Annotated in this window: 20 protein-coding genes; 13 read left to right on the top strand and 7 right to left on the bottom strand. The window is 57.0% G+C overall.

The annotated features are described in order from the left end of the window. Window positions 1–35 precede the first annotated feature (35 nt). The 4 genes from galU to K0I63_RS07260 all read left to right on the top strand — a co-directional run bounded on the left by galU (window position 36) and on the right by K0I63_RS07260 (window position 3056). Window positions 36–956: a UTP--glucose-1-phosphate uridylyltransferase GalU gene (gene galU, locus K0I63_RS07275; protein WP_220083003.1), complete on the top strand. Its 921-nt coding sequence runs from the start codon at window positions 36–38 to the stop codon at window positions 954–956. Then, on the top strand, window positions 956–1969 hold the full coding sequence (gene galE, locus K0I63_RS07270) for a UDP-glucose 4-epimerase GalE (protein ID WP_220083002.1): 1014 nt from the start codon (window positions 956–958) through the stop codon (window positions 1967–1969). The genes galU and galE overlap by 1 nt, the downstream gene beginning before the upstream one ends. Window positions 1970–2013: 44 nt before the next feature. Then, on the top strand, window positions 2014–2490 hold the full coding sequence (napF, locus tag K0I63_RS07265) for a ferredoxin-type protein NapF (protein ID WP_220058563.1): 477 nt from the start codon (window positions 2014–2016) through the stop codon (window positions 2488–2490). Window positions 2491–2600: 110 nt separating this feature from the next. Beyond that, window positions 2601–3056, top strand: a complete 456-nt coding sequence (locus tag K0I63_RS07260) for a bactofilin family protein (RefSeq protein WP_011865230.1) — start codon at window positions 2601–2603, stop codon at window positions 3054–3056. Window positions 3057–3227: 171 nt separating this feature from the next. On the opposite strand, the gene K0I63_RS07255 is transcribed toward K0I63_RS07260, so the two are convergent. The 4 genes from K0I63_RS07255 to cysQ form a co-directional block, all read right to left on the bottom strand. Continuing rightward, a complete protein-coding gene (locus K0I63_RS07255; RefSeq protein ID WP_220044800.1) occupies window positions 3228–3896 on the bottom strand; it encodes a DUF2982 domain-containing protein in 669 nt (222 codons plus the stop codon). Window positions 3897–3908: 12 nt separating this feature from the next. Next, on the bottom strand, window positions 3909–4649 hold the full coding sequence (locus K0I63_RS07250; protein WP_220083001.1) for an ElyC/SanA/YdcF family protein: 741 nt from the start codon (window positions 4647–4649) through the stop codon (window positions 3909–3911). A gap of 74 nt (window positions 4650–4723) precedes the next feature. After that, window positions 4724–5614 carry a fructokinase gene (gene mak / locus K0I63_RS07245; protein WP_220083000.1) on the bottom strand — a complete coding sequence of 297 codons (891 nt, stop codon included), beginning with the start codon at window positions 5612–5614 and terminating at the stop codon, window positions 4724–4726. 28 nt (window positions 5615–5642) lie between these two features. Continuing rightward, a complete protein-coding gene (gene cysQ / locus K0I63_RS07240) occupies window positions 5643–6437 on the bottom strand; it encodes a 3'(2'),5'-bisphosphate nucleotidase CysQ (RefSeq protein WP_220082999.1) in 795 nt (264 codons plus the stop codon). 385 nt (window positions 6438–6822) lie between these two features. Between cysQ and K0I63_RS07235 the strand changes: the two genes are divergently transcribed. Beyond that, window positions 6823–8289 (top strand): capsule assembly Wzi family protein, encoded by a 1467-nt coding sequence (locus K0I63_RS07235; protein ID WP_220082998.1) that lies wholly within the window; start codon window positions 6823–6825, stop codon window positions 8287–8289. 34 nt (window positions 8290–8323) lie between these two features. Here K0I63_RS07235 and K0I63_RS07230 read toward each other — a convergent pair whose 3' ends face one another. The 3 genes from K0I63_RS07230 to K0I63_RS07220 are packed head-to-tail and all read right to left on the bottom strand — an operon-like array spanning window position 8324 to window position 14236. Then, on the bottom strand, window positions 8324–9820 hold the full coding sequence (locus K0I63_RS07230) for a sigma-54-dependent transcriptional regulator (RefSeq protein ID WP_220082997.1): 1497 nt from the start codon (window positions 9818–9820) through the stop codon (window positions 8324–8326). 16 nt (window positions 9821–9836) lie between these two features. Continuing rightward, window positions 9837–13379 carry a PAS domain S-box protein gene (locus tag K0I63_RS07225; protein WP_258406959.1) on the bottom strand — a complete coding sequence of 1181 codons (3543 nt, stop codon included), beginning with the start codon at window positions 13377–13379 and terminating at the stop codon, window positions 9837–9839. Further along, window positions 13376–14236 (bottom strand): phosphate/phosphite/phosphonate ABC transporter substrate-binding protein, encoded by an 861-nt coding sequence (locus K0I63_RS07220; RefSeq protein ID WP_220082996.1) that lies wholly within the window; start codon window positions 14234–14236, stop codon window positions 13376–13378. Before K0I63_RS07220 ends, K0I63_RS07225 begins: the two co-directional genes overlap by 4 nt. Window positions 14237–14635: 399 nt before the next feature. On the opposite strand from K0I63_RS07220, the gene K0I63_RS07215 reads away from it, so the two are divergent. The 8 genes from K0I63_RS07215 (at window position 14636) to K0I63_RS07180 (ending at window position 23661) form a co-directional block, all read left to right on the top strand. Continuing rightward, window positions 14636–15874, top strand: coding sequence for a PP2C family protein-serine/threonine phosphatase (locus K0I63_RS07215; RefSeq protein WP_220082995.1), 1239 nt, complete (start codon window positions 14636–14638; stop codon window positions 15872–15874). Then, window positions 15871–16263, top strand: coding sequence for an ATP-binding protein (locus K0I63_RS07210; RefSeq protein WP_220082994.1), 393 nt, complete (start codon window positions 15871–15873; stop codon window positions 16261–16263). Before K0I63_RS07215 ends, K0I63_RS07210 begins: the two co-directional genes overlap by 4 nt. Window positions 16264–16660: 397 nt before the next feature. Continuing rightward, complete coding sequence (locus K0I63_RS07205; RefSeq protein WP_144204051.1) at window positions 16661–17020, top strand: STAS domain-containing protein; 360 nt, start codon at window positions 16661–16663, stop codon at window positions 17018–17020. Between the two features lie 11 nt (window positions 17021–17031). Then, window positions 17032–18348 carry a polysaccharide biosynthesis/export family protein gene (locus tag K0I63_RS07200; protein WP_220082993.1) on the top strand — a complete coding sequence of 439 codons (1317 nt, stop codon included), beginning with the start codon at window positions 17032–17034 and terminating at the stop codon, window positions 18346–18348. A gap of 16 nt (window positions 18349–18364) precedes the next feature. Next, entirely contained in the window at window positions 18365–19780 is a 1416-nt protein-coding gene (locus K0I63_RS07195; RefSeq protein WP_258406958.1) for a GumC domain-containing protein, read from the top strand. Further along, the gene (locus K0I63_RS07190) at window positions 19735–21039 is read left to right on the top strand and encodes an O-antigen ligase family protein (protein ID WP_220082992.1); all 1305 of its coding nucleotides are present in this window, start codon (window positions 19735–19737) and stop codon (window positions 21037–21039) included. The genes K0I63_RS07195 and K0I63_RS07190 overlap by 46 nt, the downstream gene beginning before the upstream one ends. Before the next feature lie 280 nt (window positions 21040–21319). Next, entirely contained in the window at window positions 21320–22618 is a 1299-nt protein-coding gene (locus tag K0I63_RS07185) for an oligosaccharide flippase family protein (protein ID WP_220082991.1), read from the top strand. Next, complete coding sequence (locus K0I63_RS07180) at window positions 22615–23661, top strand: glycosyltransferase family 2 protein (protein WP_220082990.1); 1047 nt, start codon at window positions 22615–22617, stop codon at window positions 23659–23661. The genes K0I63_RS07185 and K0I63_RS07180 overlap by 4 nt, the downstream gene beginning before the upstream one ends. Window positions 23662–23832: the final 171 nt, after the last annotated feature.

The following is a 23832-nucleotide window of genomic DNA, read 5'->3' as shown; positions in this document are numbered from 1 at the left end:
TAAAAGGGCATTTTGCGCAGCCAACTAGGATTAGGATGAAACAGCATAAAGTTCGCAAGGCCGTTATTCCCGTCGCGGGTCTCGGCACACGCATGCTTCCGGCAACCAAGGCGATCCCCAAGGAGATGTTGCCCATAGTCGATAGACCCTTGATCCAATACGTGGTCAACGAGGCGATAGCCGCCGGGATCAATGAGATAGTCCTGGTTACCCATGCCAGTAAGAACTCCATCGAAAACCATTTCGACTCCAGCTTCGAGCTCGAGGCCCAACTCGAACGCAGGGTAAAGCGTCAGCTACTGGCCGAGGTGCAGGCCATCTGCCCAAGCGACGTGACTGTGATCAGCGTGCGCCAATCTCAGGCCAAGGGGCTGGGCCACGCCATCCTATGTGCCCAAAAGGTCGTGGGCGACGAGCCCTTTGCGGTCCTACTGCCGGACGTCATCATAGACGATGCCAGCTGCGATCTCAGCCGGGATAACTTGGCCGAGATGGTCAAGCTGTTTGATGAAACCGAAGTGGGCCAGATCATGGTTGAGGGCGTACCAGAGAGCAGCGTCGACCAATATGGTATCGCCGATGTGAACGGCCATCAGTTGGAGGCCGGGCAATCTAAACCTATCAATGAGTTGGTGGAGAAACCTAAGGTGGGCCAGGCACCATCTAACTTAGCCGTGGTTGGCCGGTACGTGCTACCTAAGCAGATCTGGCAGCTGCTGGGCAAGACCCCTGCCGGCGCCGGCGATGAGATCCAACTGACAGATGCCATCGCCATGTTGATGAACACTCAAACCGTTAACGCCTATTACATGCATGGCAAGAGCCATGACTGTGGCAACAAACTCGGCTATATGCGCGCCAATGTCGAATACGCGCTGCGCCATCACGAAGTGGGCAGGGATTTTGCCGACTACCTCAAAACATTAGTTTCAGATTTACAACAGGATAAAGATTAATGACGATTTTAGTCACTGGTGGCGCAGGCTACATAGGTAGCCACACTGTCGTTGAGCTACTTAATGATGATCAACAGGTAGTGATCATAGACAATCTGAGCAACTCAAGCGTCGAGGCCCTCAAACGGGTCGAGCAGATCACCAATAAAGGGGTCACCTTCTATCAGGGCGACGTGCTCAACAAGGCCTTCCTGCAGAAGGTCTTTACCGACCATGATATCGATGCCGTGATCCATTTTGCCGGCCTCAAGGCGGTCGGCGAGTCTGTGGCCCAGCCGCTGCGTTACTATGAAAACAACGTCACCGGCACCTTAGTGCTGTGCGAGGTGATGGCCGAATTTAACGTGAAGAACCTGGTGTTTAGCTCATCGGCCACCGTCTATGGCGATCCCGCCTCACTGCCCATTACCGAAGATTTCCCCACGGGTGCCACCAACCCCTACGGCCAGTCTAAGCTGATGGTCGAGCATATCCTGAAAGATCTACACCACTCGGACTCGAGCTGGAACATCGCCAGACTGCGTTACTTCAACCCTGTGGGTGCCCACGAGAGCGGCCTCATAGGCGAAGATCCCAACGATATCCCCAATAACCTGATGCCCTTCATCGCTCAGGTTGCCGTGGGTCAGCGCGAGAAGCTTAGCGTCTTCGGCGACGACTACGACACCCATGATGGCACAGGGGTGCGCGACTATATCCATGTGGTTGATCTGGCAAAGGGGCACCTGAAGGCGCTTGCGAAACTCAACACCCAGCCAGGATTGGTCACCTATAACCTGGGCACAGGCCAAGGCTATAGCGTACTGGACATGGTCAAGGCGTTCGAGAAGGCCTGCGGCCATACTATCGCCTACCAGATCGCACCACGTCGTCCCGGCGATATCGCCGCCTGTTACGCCGATCCTCACAAGGCGCAATCAGAGCTGAACTGGCAGGCCACCCACACCATAGAAGATATGGCCAACAGCAGCTGGCACTGGCAGTCCTCTAATCCGAGCGGCTACAAGGCCTAAAGCAGACGGGGGCTTAGGCCCCCCATTTGATAGCAAGTGAATCTATGAGCAATCGCATCAACCAAAGCCGCCGCAACCTCTTCAGCCGCCGCAAGAGTCAGGTGATCCGCCCTCCCTGGAGCCGCACAGATGTCGAATTTACCGATATTTGCACCCGCTGCGATAAGTGTATCGATGCCTGTGAGACCAAGATCCTCTCCCGTGGCGACGGTGGCTTTCCCGAGGTCAGCTTCAGTCAGGATGAATGCACCTTCTGCGGCGCCTGTGCCAAGGTGTGTCCCGAGCCGCTGTTTACCGACATCGAAGAAACTCCCTGGCAGATCAAGGCCAGTATCGACCAGAGCTGTCTGGCCAACAGCGGCATCTGGTGTCAGACCTGTAAAGATGCCTGCGATCCCAGAGCCATCAGCTTTACCGCCAGCATAGGTCAGGCGCCCAAGCCTGTGATCGATACCGAGCTGTGTAACGGCTGCGGCGCCTGTGTAGCGCCCTGCCCTAATCAATCGATAAAACTAAGCTAATGTAGTGAAAAGCATTGCCAAAAAACTGACAGGCAGCGCCAAATATTAGTGGTTTTGTTACACAAAGTTTAAGGGTAATATTGGGCAAAACGGGCAAAAAGTTAATCATTATGTTTGGAAAGAAAAATAACAAAGCAGGTCTCACCTTTATCGCGCAAGGGACTAAATTATCAGGGGAAACTCATTTTGCCGGCGAAGCCCTCATCGGCGGCGAACTGCATGGCAAAATCAGCGCGACCGGTAAGCTGACAATCGAAGTCGATGGCTATATCGAAGGCGAGCTGCAGTGTAAGGAGATTAAGGTCTCTGGTGCGTTTAAGGGCAAGATGAAGTGTGAAAAACTAAACATCACCAGCACAGGTAGCGTCGAGGGTGAGATCGCCTGTAACTCGATGGAGATCTTCGAAGGGGGTCAGTTTATCGGGATGCGCGTACGCGAAGAGGTCGCCCTGCTCGCCAGCGAACCAGACGTCCAAGCGATTAACCCTGAAACCAAATCTGATGCCGAACCTGAGGCAGAGTCTCAGTTAGACAATTATTTTAAAGAACTCACTAAATCTGCCTAATCTAGGTAAGCTTGGCGAGAGCCCTATCGGGCTAAATTAAGTGGACAGCTTTAACAAATAAGGCCACAGGATTGTGTGGCCTTATTTATACCCGTCTTTTGTACCCATTTCTTGTACTCATAATAATGAGTATATGATCAGCAGTAACTTTTAACAGGCCAGGATGACCAACTATTGACTAAGGTTGCTTCTATATTCCCTAAGCAGCGCGAGAAACTCCCTCGGCGCCCTGTCTAAACAATCTTCCGGCAAGTAAACATGGTAACCCAGCTGAGTATTGAGCTGAGCGCAGCGCCGGGCAAACATCGCCTGCACGCCACTGAAATCTGTGCCTTCTAGTGTGATGGGGGTGAATTCAGAGTTGAGATAATGCTCGAGGTCCGCAAGTTCACCGTCTAGATTCAGGGAGGAGATCAGCAGCGGGCGCTGCTCGCTCAGGAGACCAGTCGCCAGCCTGGGCGGTATATCATCGATCAGCGGCAACAGGGATTTCAGCCTGACGCCAATGTAGGGCAGATCATGGCTATCAAACGTCTGAATGCTGCGAGGGATATCGACCCGTTGAATATTGTCCCATTCCAGATAGATGCTGCCCCTGTGATGGTGATACACCAGCCCCCTGGGCCTTAACTCTATGCTCACCTCGGGCTGCATCCACTTGGCTATCCCCAGCACGGTAAAGATCATGCCGAAGATGAAACAGACCATGCCCGGCCCCATCAGCGCCCGGGAGGCGATAAACATGCACAGGGCACTGATTAAGGCGATGCCGCCAATCAGGGTAAAGGTGCGCGCGTTACGCTTGGTCACCGCGCGAATGACAACTGCTTCTTGTTCCATAATCTCCAAACGCTAATCTGCCAAAGCAAATTTAATCTTAAGCCAAGTCTGCCCCACATATTCATGGATCGAACGCTGGGAGGCTAAAAGGTTGTGGGCATCTAGCTGCCACCAGTAGCCACCCCGGGCGATAAAGTCTGCCGGCGCCCCCTGAGGGTGCATGCCAGCCTGATGAAAGATCATCATGGCCCGTGGCAGATGGGTGGCCGAGGTCACCAGCCTGAAGGGGCTATCACCTATCTCCCACTTGAGAAATTGTGCCTCCTCCAGGGTATCTTTGGCCAGGGGAAACTGAATGATCCGCTCAGGGTTCACCCCGAGCTCGATGGCGGCATTGGCCATCACCTGCGCCTGAGGCACAGCGTCACTGCCACCCCAACCACTGACCACCAGTTGGCAATCCTGCCCTAGGCTAAGTTGTCTCACCCCTTCGGTAAGACGGGCCAGTGCGGTGGCAGAGAGCTGCAGGGTGGCGCGATCGGCGATAGTGGAATCGTGACCACTGCCCAGCACCATCACCACGCAGGCGTTTTCTATCGGGTCGTTGTTGACTGGGTATTGCCCCTCGAGCGGTGCGGTCAGTTGATGACTGCCCCATTGACTGCTCGTCAGCAATAAGATGGCAAAAGAGAGTGTGATCAGCGCCTTAACGAACTTGCGTCGCCGCAGGATCAGAATCGCGATAAACAGACACAATACCGATAATGGGATCGGCATTAAGAGTTGTGAAATTAGTTTTTTTACCCAGAACATGGCTATCCTTGCCCCTAAGTCTTGCCCCCATTGAAAAGTGGGGGCAAGTGTAACCTAGGGATGCAAGGAAGTCATTACCAGAGCCAGGCGGCGCCGCGCACCCCAGATGAGCCGCCATACATGTTCTGCACCACAGGGGTACGGCACTCACCACCAAGCACATACTTAGACAGTGCCTCGGGCAATCTTGGATAGATGGCCTCTATGTTGGATACGCCGCCACCCAGCACGATAATGTCGGGATCCAGCATATTTATCATATGGGCCAGCGAGCGGGCCAGACGGTCGATATAGCGCTCAAACGCCGCGGTCGCCAGCGCTTCACCCTGCTCCATACGACGGGCGATCTCGATACCGCTGGGCGCATCGCCACCGGCCGCCTTATAGTCGCGCACGAAGCCTGTGCCCGAGATAAAGGTTTCAATGCAGTCTTTGTTGCCGCAGAAACACTCGGTAGAGTTGAACTCTTCGGGTGTCATCCAGGGCAGCGGGTTATGGCCCCACTCGCCGCCGATACCGTTGCCGCCACCGTGGACCTTGCCGTTGATGGCAATACCGCCGCCACAGCCCGTGCCTATGATCACCCCAAATACCAGGCCTTTACCGGCCGCGGCGCCGTCTACCGCCTCGGACACGGCGAAACAGTTGGCATCGTTGGCCACCCGCACCTCACGCTCCAAACGCGCACCTAAGTCCAGATCTAAGGGATGGCCATTGATCCAGGTCGAGTTAGCGTTCTTCACCAGACCAGAGAAAGGAGAGATCACCCCTGGAATACCGACACCCACAGTGCCTTTTTGACCCAGAGTAGACTCTGCTTCATTGACGAGTGCCTCGATGGCATCTAGGGTGGCTTTGTATTCACGCGGCGTGGGGATACGTTTTCTAAACAGTTCCTTACCGGCCTCACTCAGGGCCACCAGCTCTATCTTAGTGCCCCCCAGGTCAACACCCATTCTCATCATACTCTGCTCCAATCTTATTCTCTTTTTCTTACTTATCGCGCCAATGCTTTGCGGTGGCGATAAAGTAGGGATTTAAAATATCTTCTTTCTGGTTGTAATCCAGCGGCTTGCCGTTATCGGCATTCACCACAAGACCGCCAACACTTTCCAATACCGCTTGCGCCGCCGCCGTGTCCCACTCGCTGGTCAGACCCAGGCGGGGATAGATATCCGCCTTGCCTTCGGCCAGCAGACAAAACTTCAGCGAGCTGCCGATACTGGTCATCTCATGCTCACCTATGGCCTCGAGATAGGCCGCAAGCCCAGGGCTCACATGGGAGCGGCTGCCGACAATCCTGGGCACACTCGGCGCCGCAACCGCCAGCTGGTTCAAATCTGTCACCCCATCGGCGCTGGCCAACCAGGCGCCATAATGCTGGGCGCCGTAATAACATTTATCCAACACGGGCGCGTAGACGACCCCAGCCAGGGCGCGCCCCTTGTCGATAAAGGCGATATTAACGGTGAACTCACCGTTACGCTTAATAAACTCTTTGGTGCCATCCAGTGGGTCGATAAGCCAATACTGCTGCCACTGCTTACGTGTCTCCCAGGGGATGTCGGCGGCCTCTTCAGACATCACGGGAATGTCTGGCGTCAAGCGCGCAAGCGCCTCGACGATCACCTTGTGGCTGGCCAGATCGGCTGCGGTCACCGGGCTATCGTCGGCCTTGGCCTGAATATCCATCTGGTCGCTGCCATAGACCTGCATGATGGCCTCGCCCGCCTTCTTGGCGATCTCGACCAACTCATCTAACCATTCTTGCTTAAATATATGACTCACAATATAAATTCTCTTCGTCCTAGATTGCCTTAGTATGCCATCTCCACGCCTAAGAATTTAATAACAATTTGATCATACTTTGCGTAAAAGATACTAAGCTAGGCGCGGGGCAGTGAAAAGCCTTTCGCCGCGCCTTGCATTCGTATTCAGCACCTTATCAGGCTTGCAGCCAACCGGTGAGCACCCCACAAGCTGTTAACCTTTCCCCCCTATCGCCAGTACAAAATCACCACCGAAATCCCACGCTTAATTCACCTAGAAATCACCTGGGCAACACAAAGCTACAAAGCCGGGTGACTAATCCGGCAATTATCGATATTTCCCTTGTTAATTAGCCAATTAATCATCATATTCGCGCAAAAATTCTGATCGAAAAGATGAGCCGATGAAACGATACCTAGCCGTTCCCCTCCTACTTTTAAGCAGCCATTCGGCATTTGCCGCCTGGTGGATAGAGCCGACCGACCTGCCGCTGCGAGCCGACATTCAACTGCTCGCCGACACTGGGATAATCAAACAGCCGGTCACCACCTATCCGTTGATGTGGGCCGGGCTCAAGCAAGATCTCGATGCAGCCGAATTGCCCGAGCTTTCTCCGGCCCAGGCCGCGGCCTACAACAGGGTGATGAGCGCCTATGCCAGAGACCATAGAGACCTTAGTAGCCGCGTTGGCCTGGGGGCGGCCACCGACAGCGCGCGCTTCCTGGGCTTTGGTCATGACTATAGAGACAAGGCCGAGGCCAAGGTGGACTTCGAGGTCACCAAGGAGTGGTTTAGCGGTCGCCTCTCGGCCAGCTATCATCAAGACCCGATTGATGGCAACAGCAGCCGACTAGACAACAGCTTCGCCGCCCTGAGCCTGGGCAACTGGATCCTCAGCGCCGGTGCTCAGCAAAGATATTGGGGGCCAGGATGGGATACCGGCCTTATTCAGACCACCAATGCCCGCCCCATGCCAGGCGTGACACTAAGCCGCAACAACAGCGCCGCATTCGAATCGCCCTGGCTTAACTGGATAGGCCCCTGGACCTTTACCACCAGCTTCAGCCAGATGGAGAGCGACCGCTATGTGCCCGACGCTAGACATTGGGGCGCCCGCGGCACCCTCAAACCTATCTCTAAACTAGAGGTCGGCTTCTCCTGGACCATGCAGTGGGGCGGCGAAGGCTATGGCAATAGCCTGAGTGACTGGTGGGATGGCCTGTTTAATGGTGGCCAGTCTGAGGGTGAAGTCACCAACGGCCAGGAAAACATGCTCGCCGGTTATGACTTTCGCTGGTCGGACACCGCCTTCGGCGTCCCCTATGGCATCTATTTCGAACGGATCCACGAAGACTACCACCACGGCAAAAACAAGCTGATCAATGCCGCTAACTTGGGCGGGGTAGACTTTATGCTAGATGCACTTAGCACCCGGGTTTTCATCGAATATGCCGATACCAAGGTAGCCTGCGGCATCGACCCAAACGCCTATAACTGTCTGTATGAGCATGGCTTTTACCAGAGTGGCTACCGCTACTACGGCAGGAGCCTGGGCAGCACCTATGATAACGACTCCGAGACCTTAGTCCTTGGTGGCATCACTCAGCTAGGCGATGGCCACAGCGTCACCAACAAGTTGCGCTGGCTCAGGCTCAACACCGACGGTATAGATACTGGCAATAGCGCAGGTGGTAACCCAGTGTCTCCTGGCGAATATGAGCGGGTCTATCAGTTCGATACCAGCTACCACAGACCTTGGTTTGAGGGTACCCTCAAACTGGGCGGCACCCTCAGCTATCGCCAGTTTGTCCATAGCGGCGGTCACGATTGGGATACCAGCCTGTATGCCCTGTGGGAAAGGAGCTTCTAGCCTAAGCTTGGGCAAATTCGATCTTGGCGCTCAGCTAGGCGTTTAAACTTTCGCGCTCCATCTCCTCCCAACTCTGACGCTTGCGATAGATGGTCGAGGCGCTGATATCCAGCAGCGCCGCTGCCTTAGGCACATTACCGTCACAGCGGGCGATAGCCGCCTCTATGGTCTGCTTCTCGGCGATCCACAGAGGCACTATCTCATCATTGCCCACGGCTAACGCCTTGTCAGCCCCCTCGCATGCTGCGACAGTTTCCTGGGCGAGAGTTTCATGGGCAATAGCTTCCTGGCCAATAGTGCTAGCTGCGCCAGACACTCTGCCATGGATAGCTTCTGCTGGCGCGGCGGCACCCGAGACGATCTGCATCGGCAGCATCTCCCTGGTGACACTCGGCCCCTCGTTAAGCACCACCACCTGACGAATGACGTTCTGTAGCTGACGCACATTACCGGGCCAAGGGTAGCTTATCAGCAGCTGGCGCACCTCATCGCTCAGCTCGGTAAACACCTTGCCCTCCTCGGCGGAGTACTCGGCCAGCAACTTGTTTGCCAGTAAGAGGATATCTTTGCCCCTGACCCTCAGTGGCGGCAGCTCTATGGGGATCACATGCAGGCGATAGAAGAGATCTTCGCGAAAACGCCCCGCCTTCACCTCCTCCCAAGGATCGCGATTGGTGGCGCTGACGAAGCGCACATCCACCTGCTCCTCCTTGGCGCTGCCGACCCGGTGAAACACACCCGTCTGAATGAATCGCAACAGCTTACTCTGCAACTCAAGGTCCATCTCACACAGCTCGTCGAGAAACAGGGTGCCGCCATGGGCGCGGCTGGCGGCGCCTTCACGGCTGGCATGTGCGCCGGTAAAGGCCCCCTTGGTGTGACCGAAGATCTCACTCTCTATCAGATCTTTCGGTATAGAGGCGCAGTTCAGCGCGATGAAGGGACCGTCGCGGCGCGTGCCCGCATGGTGCACCGCCTGGGCGCACACCTCCTTGCCGGTGCCGCTCTCGCCGACGATAAACACTGAGGCCTTACTGTTGGCCACACAGTCTATGGTCTTATACACAGTCTGCATCGCCAGGGATTCGCCGATAAAGCCCATGTAATTAGACTTAGGCAGGCTGTTTTCATACTTGCTGACCAGGCTCACCAGCTGGCGCTGTTTTCTGGCGTTGCGCAGGGTAATGCTGAGCCGCTTGGCATCGAAGGGTTTCACCAAAAAGTCGAAGGCGCCGGCGCGCATGGCATCCACCGCGATATCGATACTGCCATGGGCGGTGATCATGATCACCACAGTATCTGGGTACTGGGCCTGTGCCTGGGTTAAGATATCCATCCCCGACATGTCGGGTAGCTTGATATCCAGCACCAAGATGTCGGGCTGCCACTGCGCCAGTTCCCTCAGGGCGTCCTCGCCATAGTTGACTTGAGTCACCAGGGCACCCTCGCCGCGCAGATACTCGGTATACAGGGCGCCGAGAGACAGGCTGTCCTCCACCAGCAAGGCGGTAAATGTCTCCTTCATTTCCATATGCACTCCTTTGAACTCAGGCATCGGCAACGCGCCGCACCGCCTCATCTTGATTATGGGTTATCTTAGCCGCTATGGCCGCCATCGTCAGCTCGGCCACAGTAAAGAGTTCACTTAACAAAGTTTCGACCTGCGCCCGATCGCGCCACTGCGCCGCCTGCTCCAGCGCCTTGGCGACCTCGGCCAGCGCGCTGGCGCCGAAGCTGCCCGAGCTACTCTTGAGCGTATGGGCCTGGGTCTCCAGCTGCTCGAAACTATCTTCATCTAACTCATCTAACGCATCTAAGGGCAAGTCGCGCAAACAGCTAAGGCGCGACTCTGTCTCTTTGAGATAGACGCCATACATGTTATCCAGCGAGGCCTGACCTAAGGTCTGGGTCAGCTCAGCGATCACCTGACTATCCAGCAGCCTGTCCTGGTCTGCCAGCGAAATAACCGCCTGAGTCTCGAGACTCCGGTCACTGCTCTCTTCGTATCTATCTTCATAACTCTCTTCATGCCTCTCACCATATCTCTCATTTTCTGGCTCTCTATGGTTATCCAGCTCAGTCGAGTTCTCAGGCGCCTGACGACTCGCCTTATCGAGCCAATAGGCGACCTTTTGGAGCAGCTCGGCCCGGTTCACCGGCTTGGCGATGAAGTCTTGCATGCCGGCGTCGAAGCAGTCCTCGATATCCTCTTTCTGCACATTGGCAGTCATCGCCAATATGATGGTGTGCGGATGACTCGCCAGTATGCGCCGGGTGGCCTCAAGCCCATCCATCTCCGGCATGCGCATATCCATGAGCACCAGCCCATAGTCATGCTTGGCGACACACTCCACCGCCTCGACCCCATTGTTGGCAAACTCCACCCGGTAGCCCGCCTTGGTCAGCATGGCGCCGCCGATAAGCTGATTCGACTTGCTGTCTTCGGCCATCAAGATAGGCAGTTGGCTCTGACTCGAGGCTGTGGGCATCTCACTCTGACGGGCCGTATCTTGTGCTGGCGCGGCGCCATCTTGCAGCAGTTGCAGCATCTGCTGGCGCATGAGCGGTTTAGTCACATGGCCGCTTATGCCTAGCTCGGTGAGATTCGGTCTTAATTCACTCAGCTGGCTGTCGATCGGTGCCACTAGGCTATCCATCAGGGCCAACAGGCGACCCTGCTCGATCAGATAGCCTTGAGATAGGCGCTCACAGTCAGCTTGGCTCAAACTATGTAGGCAGGACTCATCGAGCAGGATCAGGTTGAAACGCCCCTTAACCAGATGGGGCTGAAACAGCTGCTCAGGTGAATCCACACAGACGCAACTTACCCCGTATTGGCTGTACTGCTTGCTCAGCACTCTGTGGAAGTGGCTATCTGGATGCAGCAGCAAGACTCTGGCGTGAGCGGGCAGATGGCGGGGCATTGTGGCTCCTTGGCTATTCAGTTTCACTCTGACATCGAACTTGAAGCAGCTGCCCTGCTCCGGCAGGCTCTCCAGGGTAAGCTCGCCCCCCATGAGACGAACCAGTTGGGCGGATATCGCCAGCCCCAGACCTGTGCCGCCATATTGAGTATTGCGCTGGTCATGTACCTGACTAAACTCCTTAAACAGCTTGCGCTGCGCCGACTGGCTGATCCCAATTCCCTGATCGGCCACACTAAAGCAGAGCGAGGCGTCGCTCTGGGCCGCATCGGGCACCCAGGCCTCCAGAGTGATGTAACCGCGATGGGAAAATTTGATGGCGTTATCCACCAGGTTTTGCAGCACCTGCCTGAGATGCTGCAGATCCCCCTCCACCTCATCGGGTACATTGCGATTGATAAAACAGGCGAAGGCTATCCCCTTCTCCCGCGCCTTGGGCTGCAAGATATTGATCACCTGCTCCAGCAGCTTCTGCACCGAGAAGGTCTCCAGCTCGACGCCTATCTCACCCGCCTCAATCTTAGAAAAGTCCAAGATATCGTTGATGGTAGAGAGTAGCGCGGTGCCCGCCTCCTTGGCGGTCTGGGCATAGAGGCGCTGCTCCTCATCCAGGCTCGAGCCTAAGATGAGGTCAACACTGCCCAGCACGGCGTTGAGTGGCGAGCGGATCTCATGGCTCATGGTCGCCAGGAAGCGCGACTTGGCCTGACTGCCCGCCTCGGCCTGCTCCTTGGCGCTCTGAAGCTCGCGCTCATAGGCCAGACGCCTGGAGATATCGTGCAAGAAGGCGGTGAGCAAGATCTCATCGCCCATCTGCACAGGTACCAACTTGAGCTCTACCGGCAGCGCCTCACCATCTTGCTTGCGGGCATGCAGGGTAATGTTAGATTTAATGCCAGGCCCGGCTCCGGTCTGGCGGAAAGTTTGCAGGCAGCGACTAAAGCGTTCATGCTGGCTGTCGACAAACAAGAGGTCGGCCATTTGAGCGCCGATGGCCTGTTTACGTCCATAGCCAAACAGGCTGCTGGCCGCGTCGTTAAAGGCCTGGATCTTGCCGGCGATATCTATGGTGATCAGCGCATCCGGGCTGGCCTCCAAGGTTGCCAGCAAGATAGCCTCGCTGCGGCGGATTCGCGCCTCTTTACGCTTGATCTCGGTGAGATCTTTCACCAAGCCCAGTAACATGGTCTGGTTGTTGATGATCATCTTAGAGATCGCCATGTCCACGGGGAAGCGCTCACCGTTGGCCCTAAGTGCCAGCAGCTCACGCTGCTTATGGCTCAACCGGCTGCGGTTAGAGGCGATAAACTGCATCAACTGTTGATGGTATTGCTCGCGATAATTTAGCGGCACCAGGTTAGCGATCGGCTGGCCTATCAGCGCCTGCGCCTCATAGCCAAACAGTGAGACGATGGCCGGATTCACCTCGACTATCTCTCCCTCGACGTTGAAGATGATGAAGCCATCGACCGCCGATTCTAAGATGGTCGACAGCTGGGTATTGGCCAGCTCCAACTCCTGGCGATTGCTCTCTACCTTGTCTAGCATGCGGTTGAAGGCCTTCGCCGTCTGCCCCAGCTCATCGTCACTATTCACCTGCACCTGTACCCCCGTCTCGCCGCCCAGGATCCGCTCCGAGGCTAGCTTTAACGAGTCCAGATTACGGGTCAGGTAGATACCAAGAAGCCATGAAAACAGCGCTACCAAGAGCATCTCCAGCCCGGCGATAGAGAGAAACTGCCGGGTCGCGCTGGAGACCAGCAGCTCATAATCTGTGGTATCCAGGCCAACTTCCACCCGACCGAAAGCGAATCCCGCCACCTCGATAGGCTGACTTACTGGCAACAGATGTGGATAGTCGGCCTCGCTGACCCCGGCGGCGCGCTCATCGATAAGCAGATTCTGCTGATCATAGACGCGCACATAACGCACATGATCTTTACTCAGCAGCTCCTGAGTCAGCTCCTCCAGGGTCGACAGATCTGTGCTGATCACCGCATCCTTGGTCGCCGCGGCAAACAGGCTGATGATGGAGCTGGCGCGGCGCTGGATCTCCGCCTCATTCGAGCTCTTGAGATAATCGATACTGGTGTAGACGAGCACCAGCAACAACACGCCCTCGATAAGCGCGATCCCCAGTACCGTCTTGAGGCGAAATGAGATCATGGCGCGCCTCCCTCAGTTGATTTCAGCGGCTGGGACAGCTCACCCAGTTGCAGCGCCCTCACATCGTCCCAGTCGCTGTCACTGGCCTCGACGAGCGGTCGAAAACCTATGGCGTCCAGCGCCGCCTGCCCCGCCTGGGTGCCCGGCAGGAAGACGAGCGCCGCTAATAGGCGCTGTCTCAAGGCTTCGTCGAGTCGCACATGGGTGGCAATCGCATGGGGCGTATAACCCGGGGTGCGCCACAGCACCCTGAGCTGCTCGCGGGTCTTGGGCGTCATGTTGGCGAAGGTGCGCTGCACCCCGCCGCCGGCATCGGCTAGGCCTCTGGCCACCGCCAGATAGACAGAGTCATGGGAGCCTATGTAGCGGATCTCGTTGCTCAGCCCGAGACGACTCAGATTGGCCCTGGGCAGCACGCTGGCCGCGAAGGCCGCCGGCGCGGGAAAGGCCAGGGTCTTACCATCGAGCTGGGTAATTTCGGTATAGGGCGCATCTTTTCTCACTACTATGATCCCCTGCAGCTGCTTGTCACGCTCGCGCGCCAACGCCTTGTAGTGATCCGCGCGGCTAAACACCGCATAGTGATAGGGGTTCATGTAGGCGATGTCATACTCCCCGGCGGCGAGTCTGGCTTCGAAGGTGGGAATATCCGGCGCGGTTGCAAATTGCACCTTGATATTTGCATTTTGCGACAGCAGCGCCAGCAGTGGCGACCAGCTTTGGGCCAACTTGGCCGAGGCTTGCTGGGGCACGACGCCGAAGATAAGGGTCGGCTTGACCTCCAAATCCTTTGCCAGCGCAGGGCTCAGCAGGATAAGGGTTAAACATAGGCTTATGAATCGAGGCAGAATGTTCATCTTATTTCCTTTACACCAATCACTGTCGAGGAGAGGGATAACCCCTGCTCAGCAATCGCTATGCCAAAGCTTTTTGCCTCTGTCCCTTTGAGCCCTTGCCCTCTTCAGTAAGTGACCTCTACCCAAGTGCGCCGCGCCTCCCTGCTGTCCGATGAAGATCAACACCTTAGGTCTCACTATGAATGCAAGCCTCGCATTTTGCAATTTAGCCAATGGTGTAAACCCCGTCATGATTAAGTTGCTACCCTCAAGCAAATAATCACTATTACATTGAATGAATTAATAAATAAGTAGATGAGCTGATGAAACCAAGGCGCGATGGCACAGAAGTTGTTAGTCAGCACTAAGCACTATCTCCACTTCACTATGTCTACTGCCCAAGGGCCAGGAGTCGCCATCATGAAACAGCCAAGCCAGCCGACCGCACTCTCGGTACTCGTCGTCGAAGACAGCAGCTGTGAGCGCCTGATGATAGTGAGTCTGGTGCGCCAGCTCGGCTTTGCGGTATCTAGCTGTGATAACGCGCAGCAGGCATTGGTAAAGCTGCAAGAGACAAGCGTGGATATCATGATCAGTGACTGGCGCATGCCGGGCATGAGCGGCATCACCCTGTGCCAAAGGGTCAAAGGGCTAAGTCAACCGCCGTTTATCATACTGCTCACGGGCAAGAACCGAACCGAGCATATGATCCAGGGCATTGAAGCCGGCGCCGATGACTTTATCGCCAAACCCTTTCAGGCCTCGGTGCTCAAGGTGCGCCTGCTGGCGGCCAAGCGTCTGGTGAGTCTGCAGCGCAGCCTGGCGGTGCAGAATCATAAGCTGCACAGGTCGATGCAGACCCAGGAGAGATACCTTGGGCAACTCAAGGAAGATCTCACCAGCGCGGCGCAGCTGCAACGGGCGCTCTTGCCGCCGCAGGATCAACACCTCAACCTTTGGCAGATAAGCTCTCACTTTCAACCCGCCACCAGCCTGGCCGGCGATATCTTTCAATGTTTCGCCATAGATGAAAGCCATCTGGGGTTCTATCTCTTGGATGTGGCCGGTCATGGTATCGCCGCCTCCATGCAGGGTTTCACCCTGGCACAGCAGCTGTCACGCCAGCGCGCCGACTGGGAGTCCCTGGACAGCGCCAGGCTCGTCACTCGGCTCAACCAGTTATTTGATGATCCCCAGCAGTGCGGCCGTTTCGCCACACTTATCTTAGGCATAGTCAATTGCCAGAGTGGCGAGCTAGACCTGACCAACGCCGGCCATCCCGCGCCGCTGCTGCTGGATAATCGAGGCAGCGACACGCTCGACGCCGAGCCTCAGCTCCCCATAGGCATAGACAGAAACTTCCAGTATCGCAGCAGCCGCTATTATCTGAGACCGGATCAGCGACTGCTACTCTACTCAGATGGTCTCTTTGAGAGTCGTCACCCCAAGTTTGGCGAGTTTGGTCAGGCCAGGCTCAAGCGGCTCTGTCATCGGGCGAGCGGCCTGAGCGCCGAGGCGTTGATCAGGCATCTCATCCATAAGGCCAAGCTGTGGCAGCAATCGAGTCCCCAGGACGATACCTCACTGCTACTACTCACCTTTCATCGCCGCGCCGCGGCGCCGGCAGTGTCATACACCCAAGGGAGGAAAAGCGCATGAACAGCCTAACATTCACCCTGACCGACAAGGCCTGGCAGCAAGATCTGCTCTGCCTGGAACTGGAACAATTCATGTTGCAAAACAGCGTCCTCAAGCAGGAACGCTTCAAGGTGGTCACCTGCATCCTGGAGGCGCTTGGCAACAGCATCAAACACGCCAGCAGCGAGCTGAGTGACATCACGTTGATCCTGCACTGCGACCACGACAAGATCACCGTAGATCTGCTGGACAGGCGCCCGCCCCATAAAGCGAGCGGCGAGCCAAACTGCCCTCAGCCCATGGCAGGCTCCGGCCGCGGCCTGTGGATAATGAACAGCTGGATGGATCAGGTGAGGTTTCAACCTTCGGTGCAGGGCAGTCACCTGCGTCTTAGCCTGCTGCGCCGCTGACTTTAGATCATGGTTTAGGCGCGCGAATAAGCGCGCGCCTAAACTAGGTCAATTCCCTCTTTTTTAAAGCCGCTCGGCTTGCCCCTCACCTCCCCCTTCACCTCCCGCTAGTCTCTAGCCCACTCCTCTGCAGCATCCCTAAGCGATACTTTGCCTTTAACTCGCCCTAAGCTCGACGCAAGATCGCTAATGCAAAAGCACGCAGGGGCGATGCAAATTGCAATGCACAATTCCAATGCCTGCGCTGACCGTCGGTATAATAAGAGCCAAAATAAGGCTAACCACATGTAATTAAAGACTTTTAAAACTTGGCCTGGCTTGTGCACTGTCTTAGTCGTCCACCACCGAAAAGGTGAGTGACCCTATCCACTAAGATGGCATCGCCAAGGAGTCGACTATGAAATTTATCCCCTTAGCCCATCACAACGCCGCCATGGTGGTGTTGCCGAGTCAGGTGATCATGTCCCAAACCGCCACCCTGCGCATGGCCATCATCCGCCAGCTGGAGAGTGGCAGCCACAGGCTGGTCATGGATCTGAGTCAGGTGGAATATATCGACTCCAGCGGCCTCTCTATCCTGATCTCTGTGCTGAAGAAGGCCAAGCAGCTGGGCGGTGATGTGGTGCTGCTCTCCCCAACCCCTGGGGTGCGCGCCCTGATCGAGCTGACCCGGCTGCACCAGATCTTCACCCTGTTCGAAAACCGTGAGGCGGCCTGCGAATATATCTGCTCGCCTGCCGCGGCCAAGGCTTCATAGGGAGACACGCCATGTTGTCATTTCAGTTCGGCGCCTATCGGCCAAAAAAGCAAGCGAGTAAGCAAGCTAGTGAGCAACAAAGCTGCTTTTCATTAAGAGGCCATGCCTATTCGCTCATCTTCTTGCTAACGCTCGCCTCGATCGGCGGCTGCGTCACCCCGGCCCAGCCCAAACAGCAGGCTTTGTGTCAGCGCCAGCTTGATAGCCAGCCCCAGGATTGCCACTACTATGATGACATGGTGCCCTACAGCCGCCGCTATAGTGAGCAGACAGAGCCAAGCAGCCCAAATCAAGACACCCTTATAGGTATGGAGGCCGCAGGCGGCTTGCCCCAATTCTATTCCTTAGACAGCCTAAGCGCTCCCAGACTGTCGGCCGGGGATCGTCTCAAGATCCAGATCCTTAACGGCGAGGAGTTTAGCGGCGATGTGGAGGTCAATGCCGACGGCTACATCTATCTGCCCTACCTCAACGCCATTCGGGCGGAAGGCGTTGCCATCCCTGAGCTGAAACAGGCCCTCAGCGACGAGCTGATAAAGGAGCAACTCATGCTGGCCGGCACGGTGCGGATCAGCATAATGCCGCTGCATTGGGGGGCGATTAATATTCGCGTCTCAGGCGCCGTCTATGAACCGGGGCAACACAAGATCAATCGTCACAGCGAGGTGGATATCGCCGAGCAGCACGCCAACTTTCATGGCGATAACGCCCAAGGTCGCAGCCTGACCAAGGCGCTGCGCTCCTCTGGCGGCGTGCGCCCCGACGCCGATATTCGCCAGGTGGTGCTTACCCGTCAGGGCAAACAGTATCGGCTGGATCTTAGCGGTATCCTCAGCGGCAAGGAGGTCGACAACCTCATCTTGATGTCCGGGGACCATATTTATGTGCCTGAGACCCACTATTTCGACGACAGCCTGGCGCGCCCGTCGCAGATCACCATTCCGGGGATCCGGGTGTTTATCTCTAACCTGACCCAACCGGCCAGCAGCAACTCTCAGTCGGCGGTGGATACCGAGGCGACCCGCTTTCCCTATGGCACCCGGCTGCTGAGCGGTGCCATCGCCGCCAACTGCATGGGCGGCGCCCAGAGCACCAATGCCTCACGCCACGTGATACTGATCACCAAGAATCCCATGAGCGAGCAGATAGATGTGGTGGAGCGCTCTCTGAGCAGCCTCATCAGCCACTCCTATCAACCCGAGATCAATCCCGTGTTGCTGCCGGGTGACGGCCTGGCCTGCTACGACTCCCGCGTCACCAATCTTCGCGAGGTCGCCCGCACCCTGACGGATCTCTTGGTACCCGTCAGCCTGTTAGGCCTGCTTTAACCGGTAAAGGATGACCATGATGACCACGCCAGCCGCCCCTTCCAGCCTTGCCAAACTAAAGCACTTCCTGGTGACTGGCAGCAAGATGCCCCTCAACCGACGTCGCTGGGTCTACATCAAGACGGCCCTGGGCGCACTGGCGCTGATCTGGGGTCTGGTAGGGCTGTTTCTGCTGTTGGCGCCGCCGCGTTACGTGAGCAAGTGGACCCTTATTCTCCCCGGCGCCGGCGCCGGGGCTCAGGTGAGCCTGGACAGCATAGGCCACGCCAGCAGCTCATCAAGCTCCCCCTATCTCAGCAGCGCCATAGATCCCAGAGAAAACTACAAGGCGCTGGCCAGCAGCGAGGTGCTGCTCGCCGCCGCAGCCAGCAGCCTGAGCCTCGCCCCCGGCGAGCTGGGCAAGCCTAAGCTTAAGCTGCCCAATCAGACAGGGCTGATGGAATTTAGTCTGGTCAGTCGCGACGCCGAAAGCGCCCAGCAGAAGGCCTGGGCCCACTACCATGCGCTGCAGCGCCTGCTCGAGACCCTGCGGGAAGATGAGATCAGCCAGCGGGAAAACGGCATCAAGCTGGGGATCGAGGGCTTTGCCCAGAAGGTGAGCCTGAGCCAGCAGAAGATCCTCGCCTTTCAGTCAGAGATAGGTTTGGTGTCGCTGGATCAATTCAAGGAGCTGGCGCTGACCATAGAGCGGCTGCGTCACAAGCGAGTGACCATGGTCGCCAAACAGCAGGGAATGCTCGCCAGCCGCGGCCAGCTGCAGGCCCATCTGGCGCTCTCGCCGGAGCAGGCGGCGGACTTACTCAAGCTTAAGAATGACCAGCTGTTTCAGCAGTTACTTGTGCTCTACACGGACGCCACCACTATGCTGGCCAAATTCGACGGTCAATACGGCAACAAGCACCCTCAGGTGGTCACCCAGCGCCACCAGCAACAGACACTGTTTGCCTCGCTGCAGCGTCGCTGCCAGCACCTGCTTGGCTACCGCGACGATGAGCTGATGCTCAAGCTGTCCGCCGACGATCTCGACAGCCGGGCGCAGCTGATGCAGCAGCTACTCAACCTCTCCACCGAAGTGCAGGGGCTGACCCAGGAGATCGCCACCTTAGATGAGCAGATCGCCAACTGGAACGATCGCCTAGCCCACAGCAACGACGATGCGGCTAAGCTCGAGGATCTCCACCGGGAACATCAGCTCGCCACGGCGGTGTTTACCTCGGCGCTTGCCAAGATGGATGTGGGCAAGGCCGACATCTACTCTGCCTATCCCTTGGTGCAGCTGCTGGCGGCCCCCAGCCTGCCCCTTAAGCAAGATCCCATGCACAAACTCCTGGCGCTGATCGGCGGCGCCCTCAGCTCTCTCATGGCAATCGGAGGCCTGGCGGTATTATGGATACGCAAACCTATCATGCAGCGAATAGTGACGAAAAGTTAGTCTACCGAGCGATCACCTGGACCTATGGCTTCTGGTTGCTGGGCGCCATGTATCTGGTCGCCCCTGTGGTTGGCTGGGTCTTGCTGCTACGCATGCTCAAACGTTACACCTTCGATGGCGCCCACTATCGCATCACCATGGCGCAGAAGGCCTGGCTGCTGGGGATGTTCGTCATGTTGCTGGTGCTGATCATAGGCCATCTGGAGCAGGCATTGGGGATCCCTAAGCTGATAAAATCTTCCATCGGCTGGGCCAAGGGCTGGGCGCTGATCGCCATCTTTCCCCTGTTGGGAGCGCTCGATATTCGCCCCAGTATTATCTATCGCGCCCTCTGTGTGGTAGGCAAACACACCCTAATGCTGCTACCGCTGTTTGTGATCGCCTGGCTGATAAAGCTCCCCAGCACCCTATACGTGTCGCCCCTGAGCATAGTCGGCGGCCCAGGGCCCGAATTTTTCAGCGTCAGCCTGTATGAGATAGACCCGGGTAGCGGCACCCCGCGCTGGCGCCTGTTCACCCCTTGGGCGCCTGCGCTCGGGCTGATGGGCAACCTGGTCAGCCTGGGGGCCTTACAGGAGTTAACCCCTAAGTTTCGCCGTTATGGCCTGGGCGGCGGCCTGGTGATGATCCTCATCTCCCAGTCGCGCCTCGCCATCATCTGTTATCTGTTTATCCTGGGCTTCTTTGCCCTGATCCGCTGGCATCGCTCCCCCTGGCTCTACCTGCTTGCCAGCCCAGTCACTCTGCTGGGCGGCATGGTGGGCACACAGGTTATCGAATCCATCGACAATACGATTCATGCGGTAAAGGCCGCCAGAGCGGGCTCCACCCGGGTCCGTCAGGAGCTGGCCAACATCGCCCTGGAGCGCTGGGCTAACGAGGCTGTGCTCTGGGGCCATGGCATCGTCGAGCGCGGCCCCCATCTGGTGGAATATATGCCCATCGGCTCCCACCACACCTGGTATGGTCTGCTGTTTGTCAAAGGCATAGTCGGCGCCACCGCCCTGGCCCTGCCCCTGGGTATCGGCATCTTAAGCCTGCTAAGACCCGCCCTTAACTGTCCCCTGTGCGCCACCGCCCTGGCGTTTCTGAGCATGTTGCTCCTCTATACCTTCGGCGAGAACCTGGAGATCTTGGCCTACCTCTTCTGGCCCGGCCTCATCTTGGTAGGGCTGGCCCACAAACAGGCCTCCAAGGACGATCAAATCGGCTCTCAGACAGAGGCGGCCACGCCTGCGACGGCTAGCCAGCCGACCTAGGCACTTATTGAAAAATTGAAAATGAAGACACAAGGCAAAATGCGAACGCTACGTCTGCTGCTTTGCAAAATGCCTCCCAGGGAGTATTGCCGCGATAGCGCCTCTTAGGTTGATAGGCAAATATCCATTTAAAAACAGCTGGTTAATGTTTTAAAAATGTAATTACACAACCTGGCACAGATAGTGAAGAGACTAGGAGAGATCTAAAGCTCGTAGCAAGGCAGGTCAACTCGACAACAGCAGCGGCGGAAATGGCGCAGGACGCACAAGGGGAAATCAGATGAACAACATAACCCACCTCTTTATCAGGCTCTCAGAGCAGCGCCTCGCCAACGCTCTCTTCTGGCTGGGCTCGGCGCAGATCTTGGGCCGTATCGTCAGACTGGGCGCCAGCATCATCATCGCCAGGCTGCTGACCCCAGAGGTGTTCGGTGAGGTCGCCATCATACTCACCTGCTTCGAGCTGCTGGTCACCCCAACGCGGCGCATCAGCTCGGCGGCCCTTATCAAGATGGATAGCTCAGACTATATTGCCAGCCTGGGCAGCGCCAACCGCCTCAATTGGTTCGCCTGCCTGAGCGCCTTAACCATCATGTGTCTGCTGAGTCTTCCCCTGAGCCTCTACTATCACAAACCCAGCCTCATCGCCCCCATGTTATTGATGGCCAGCAGCTATCTCTTGCTGCCCTTTGGCATGCTGTACGCCGCGCAGAACCTCAAACATAACCGCATGCGAATCGTCGGCCGCGCCGTGCTGTGGCAGACGTTGTTCGATGGCGCGCTCACCGCCCTGCTTGCCCTCTTCGGCCTAGGCATCTGGGCCATCATAATGCCTAAGGTGTTAGCCGTGCTCGTCTGGATCTGGGTGCACAGGCAAGACAACCCACTGCCATATCACAAAGGTATTAAAACCAGCTCGCTACCTGCGGGCATGACAACACCGCAGATGGCGCGCTTCGGCGTGCAGATAGGCCTTAGCGATCTGCTGCTCTTTTTGCGCCAGAACATAGACTATCTGTTGATCGGCTACCTGCTGGGCGTCGAGGCGCTGGGCATCTATTTCTTTGCCTTCAACGCCAGCCTAGGGATCAGCATGGGGCTTATCCAGAGCTACGGCACGGCGCTCTACTCACACCTGTGCGCCGGCGAGGATAAGGCCACTCACTACCTTAGATCCCTGAAATTAATCGCCGGGATCAGCCTGCCGATCATCACGCTGCAGGCGCTGCTGGCCCCCTGGTATCTGCCCCTGGTGTATGGCCAGCAATGGATAGATGCCGGCGCCCTGCCCATCTTCCTGCTGCTCTGCCTAAGCGGTCTCACCCGTCCCCTCGGTGAAGCCGCCAGCCAGCTGTTGATCGCCCTGGGCAAGAGCCGATTCAACCTCATCAGCAACGGCGTCTTTACCGCGCTGCTGATGCTGGCCATCTTGCTCGCCAGTCCGTGGGGGCTGGTCGGTATCGCCACGGCGGTGCTCGCCTTGCACCTCACATTGCTGCCCCTGTTTTCCCTCTATCTATACCTCAGCTTGCCCGCCTTCGCGCCGTCGAGCCCTAGCCTTCAAGGAGAGTCATTATGAGTCCTACCGTTTCCGTTGTGATGCCCGTCTACAATGTGCAGGCCTTCGTGGGTGAGGCGATCGAATCTGTGCTCGCACAGCGCTTTACCGACTTCGAGCTGATCTTGGTCAACGACTGCGCCACAGATAACAGCCTCAAGATCTGTCAGCAGGTGCAAGACAGACGGGTGCGCATAGTGCAGCACAAGATCAACAAGGGGCTGGCCGCCGCCCGCAACACGGGCGTGCGTCACGCCATCGGCAAGTATGTGGCCTTTCTCGATTCCGACGACAAGTGGCATCCCGACAAGCTGGCGCGCCATGTGGAGCATCTGGACAGACACCCCTTGGTAGGGATCAGTTTCTCCCGCTCCGCCTTCATGGAACATGACGGCACCCCGACAAACTTCTATCAGATGCCCCAGTTGAACGGCATAGACGCGGCCCACCTCCTGTGCCGTAACCCGGTCGGTAACGGCTCGGCGCCAGTGATCCGCCGCGAGACCCTGAATGCCATCCGCTTTCAAATCCGCGACGGCGAAGGCCTGCAGAGCTGCTATTTCGACGAGAGCTTTCGCCAGTCGGAAGATATCGAGTGCTGGCTGCGAATCGTTGCCACCACCAGCTGGCTGATGGCAGGGATCCCCGAGCCGCTCACCTACTATCGTCTCAACCCTACCGGGCTGTCGGCGGACGTCAACAAGCAGCTGGCCTCCTGGGAGAAGATGATCACCAAGGCGCGCCTGTTTGCCCCCAAGGTACTGAAACAGCACGAGCGTCACGCCCGCGGCTATCAGCTGCGCTACCTGGCGCGCCAATCGATCCGTAGCGGCAACGGCAAGATGGCGGTACACATGGTTAACCGCGCGCTGATCCACGCGCCACAGATCCTGCTAAAGGAGACGGGACGCACCCTCACCACCCTGGGCGCCGCCTACCTGTTATGGCTACTGCCTAAGCCCCTGTACCAGGCCTGCGAGCAGCTGGGGCAGGAGATCATCGGCAGGCGTCAGCGCCAGCGGATCGCCAAAGATGGGGTCAAGGGGTCGCTTATCTCCCAGTAACAGAGTTTTCACAGTAACTGTTTTCACAGTAAGCGCTTTTTCATCACCGCGCCGCCCACTGCCAGCATGAGTGGGCGGCTTCTTTTCAACTGAGCAAAGCAATATGGATTAGGCACAGTGATAAGTCTGCTAATGCCTGGCTATACCTCGCCAATGCCTCGCAAATTCCAA

Origin of the sequence: Shewanella rhizosphaerae (genome assembly GCF_019457655.1) — a bacterium.
GTDB lineage: Bacteria > Pseudomonadota > Gammaproteobacteria > Enterobacterales > Shewanellaceae > Shewanella > Shewanella loihica.
Note: the sequence above shows the minus strand (reverse complement) of the source record. Positions and strands in the feature narration are given on the sequence as shown.

Excerpts from the sequence above, each read along its gene's own strand:
- galE (WP_220083002.1), top strand. The coding sequence starts at position 956 with ATGACGATTTTAGTCACTGGTGGCGCAGGCTACATAGGTAGCCACACT.
- mak (WP_220083000.1), bottom strand. The coding sequence starts at position 5,614 with ATGATGAGAATGGGTGTTGACCTGGGGGGCACTAAGATAGAGCTGGTG.
- K0I63_RS07185 (WP_220082991.1), top strand. The coding sequence starts at position 21,320 with ATGAACAACATAACCCACCTCTTTATCAGGCTCTCAGAGCAGCGCCTC.
- K0I63_RS07190 (WP_220082992.1), top strand. The coding sequence starts at position 19,735 with ATGGATACGCAAACCTATCATGCAGCGAATAGTGACGAAAAGTTAGTC.
- K0I63_RS07205 (WP_144204051.1), top strand. The coding sequence starts at position 16,661 with ATGAAATTTATCCCCTTAGCCCATCACAACGCCGCCATGGTGGTGTTG.
- K0I63_RS07225 (WP_258406959.1), bottom strand. The coding sequence starts at position 13,379 with ATGATCTCATTTCGCCTCAAGACGGTACTGGGGATCGCGCTTATCGAG.
- K0I63_RS07215 (WP_220082995.1), top strand. The coding sequence starts at position 14,636 with ATGAAACAGCCAAGCCAGCCGACCGCACTCTCGGTACTCGTCGTCGAA.
- K0I63_RS07260 (WP_011865230.1), top strand. The coding sequence starts at position 2,601 with ATGTTTGGAAAGAAAAATAACAAAGCAGGTCTCACCTTTATCGCGCAA.
- K0I63_RS07235 (WP_220082998.1), top strand. The coding sequence starts at position 6,823 with ATGAAACGATACCTAGCCGTTCCCCTCCTACTTTTAAGCAGCCATTCG.
- galU (WP_220083003.1), top strand. The coding sequence starts at position 36 with ATGAAACAGCATAAAGTTCGCAAGGCCGTTATTCCCGTCGCGGGTCTC.
- K0I63_RS07230 (WP_220082997.1), bottom strand. The coding sequence starts at position 9,820 with ATGGAAATGAAGGAGACATTTACCGCCTTGCTGGTGGAGGACAGCCTG.
- K0I63_RS07210 (WP_220082994.1), top strand. The coding sequence starts at position 15,871 with ATGAACAGCCTAACATTCACCCTGACCGACAAGGCCTGGCAGCAAGAT.
- K0I63_RS07180 (WP_220082990.1), top strand. The coding sequence starts at position 22,615 with ATGAGTCCTACCGTTTCCGTTGTGATGCCCGTCTACAATGTGCAGGCC.
- K0I63_RS07220 (WP_220082996.1), bottom strand. The coding sequence starts at position 14,236 with ATGAACATTCTGCCTCGATTCATAAGCCTATGTTTAACCCTTATCCTG.
- napF (WP_220058563.1), top strand. The coding sequence starts at position 2,014 with ATGAGCAATCGCATCAACCAAAGCCGCCGCAACCTCTTCAGCCGCCGC.
- K0I63_RS07200 (WP_220082993.1), top strand. The coding sequence starts at position 17,032 with ATGTTGTCATTTCAGTTCGGCGCCTATCGGCCAAAAAAGCAAGCGAGT.
- K0I63_RS07255 (WP_220044800.1), bottom strand. The coding sequence starts at position 3,896 with ATGGAACAAGAAGCAGTTGTCATTCGCGCGGTGACCAAGCGTAACGCG.
- K0I63_RS07250 (WP_220083001.1), bottom strand. The coding sequence starts at position 4,649 with ATGTTCTGGGTAAAAAAACTAATTTCACAACTCTTAATGCCGATCCCA.
- K0I63_RS07195 (WP_258406958.1), top strand. The coding sequence starts at position 18,365 with ATGATGACCACGCCAGCCGCCCCTTCCAGCCTTGCCAAACTAAAGCAC.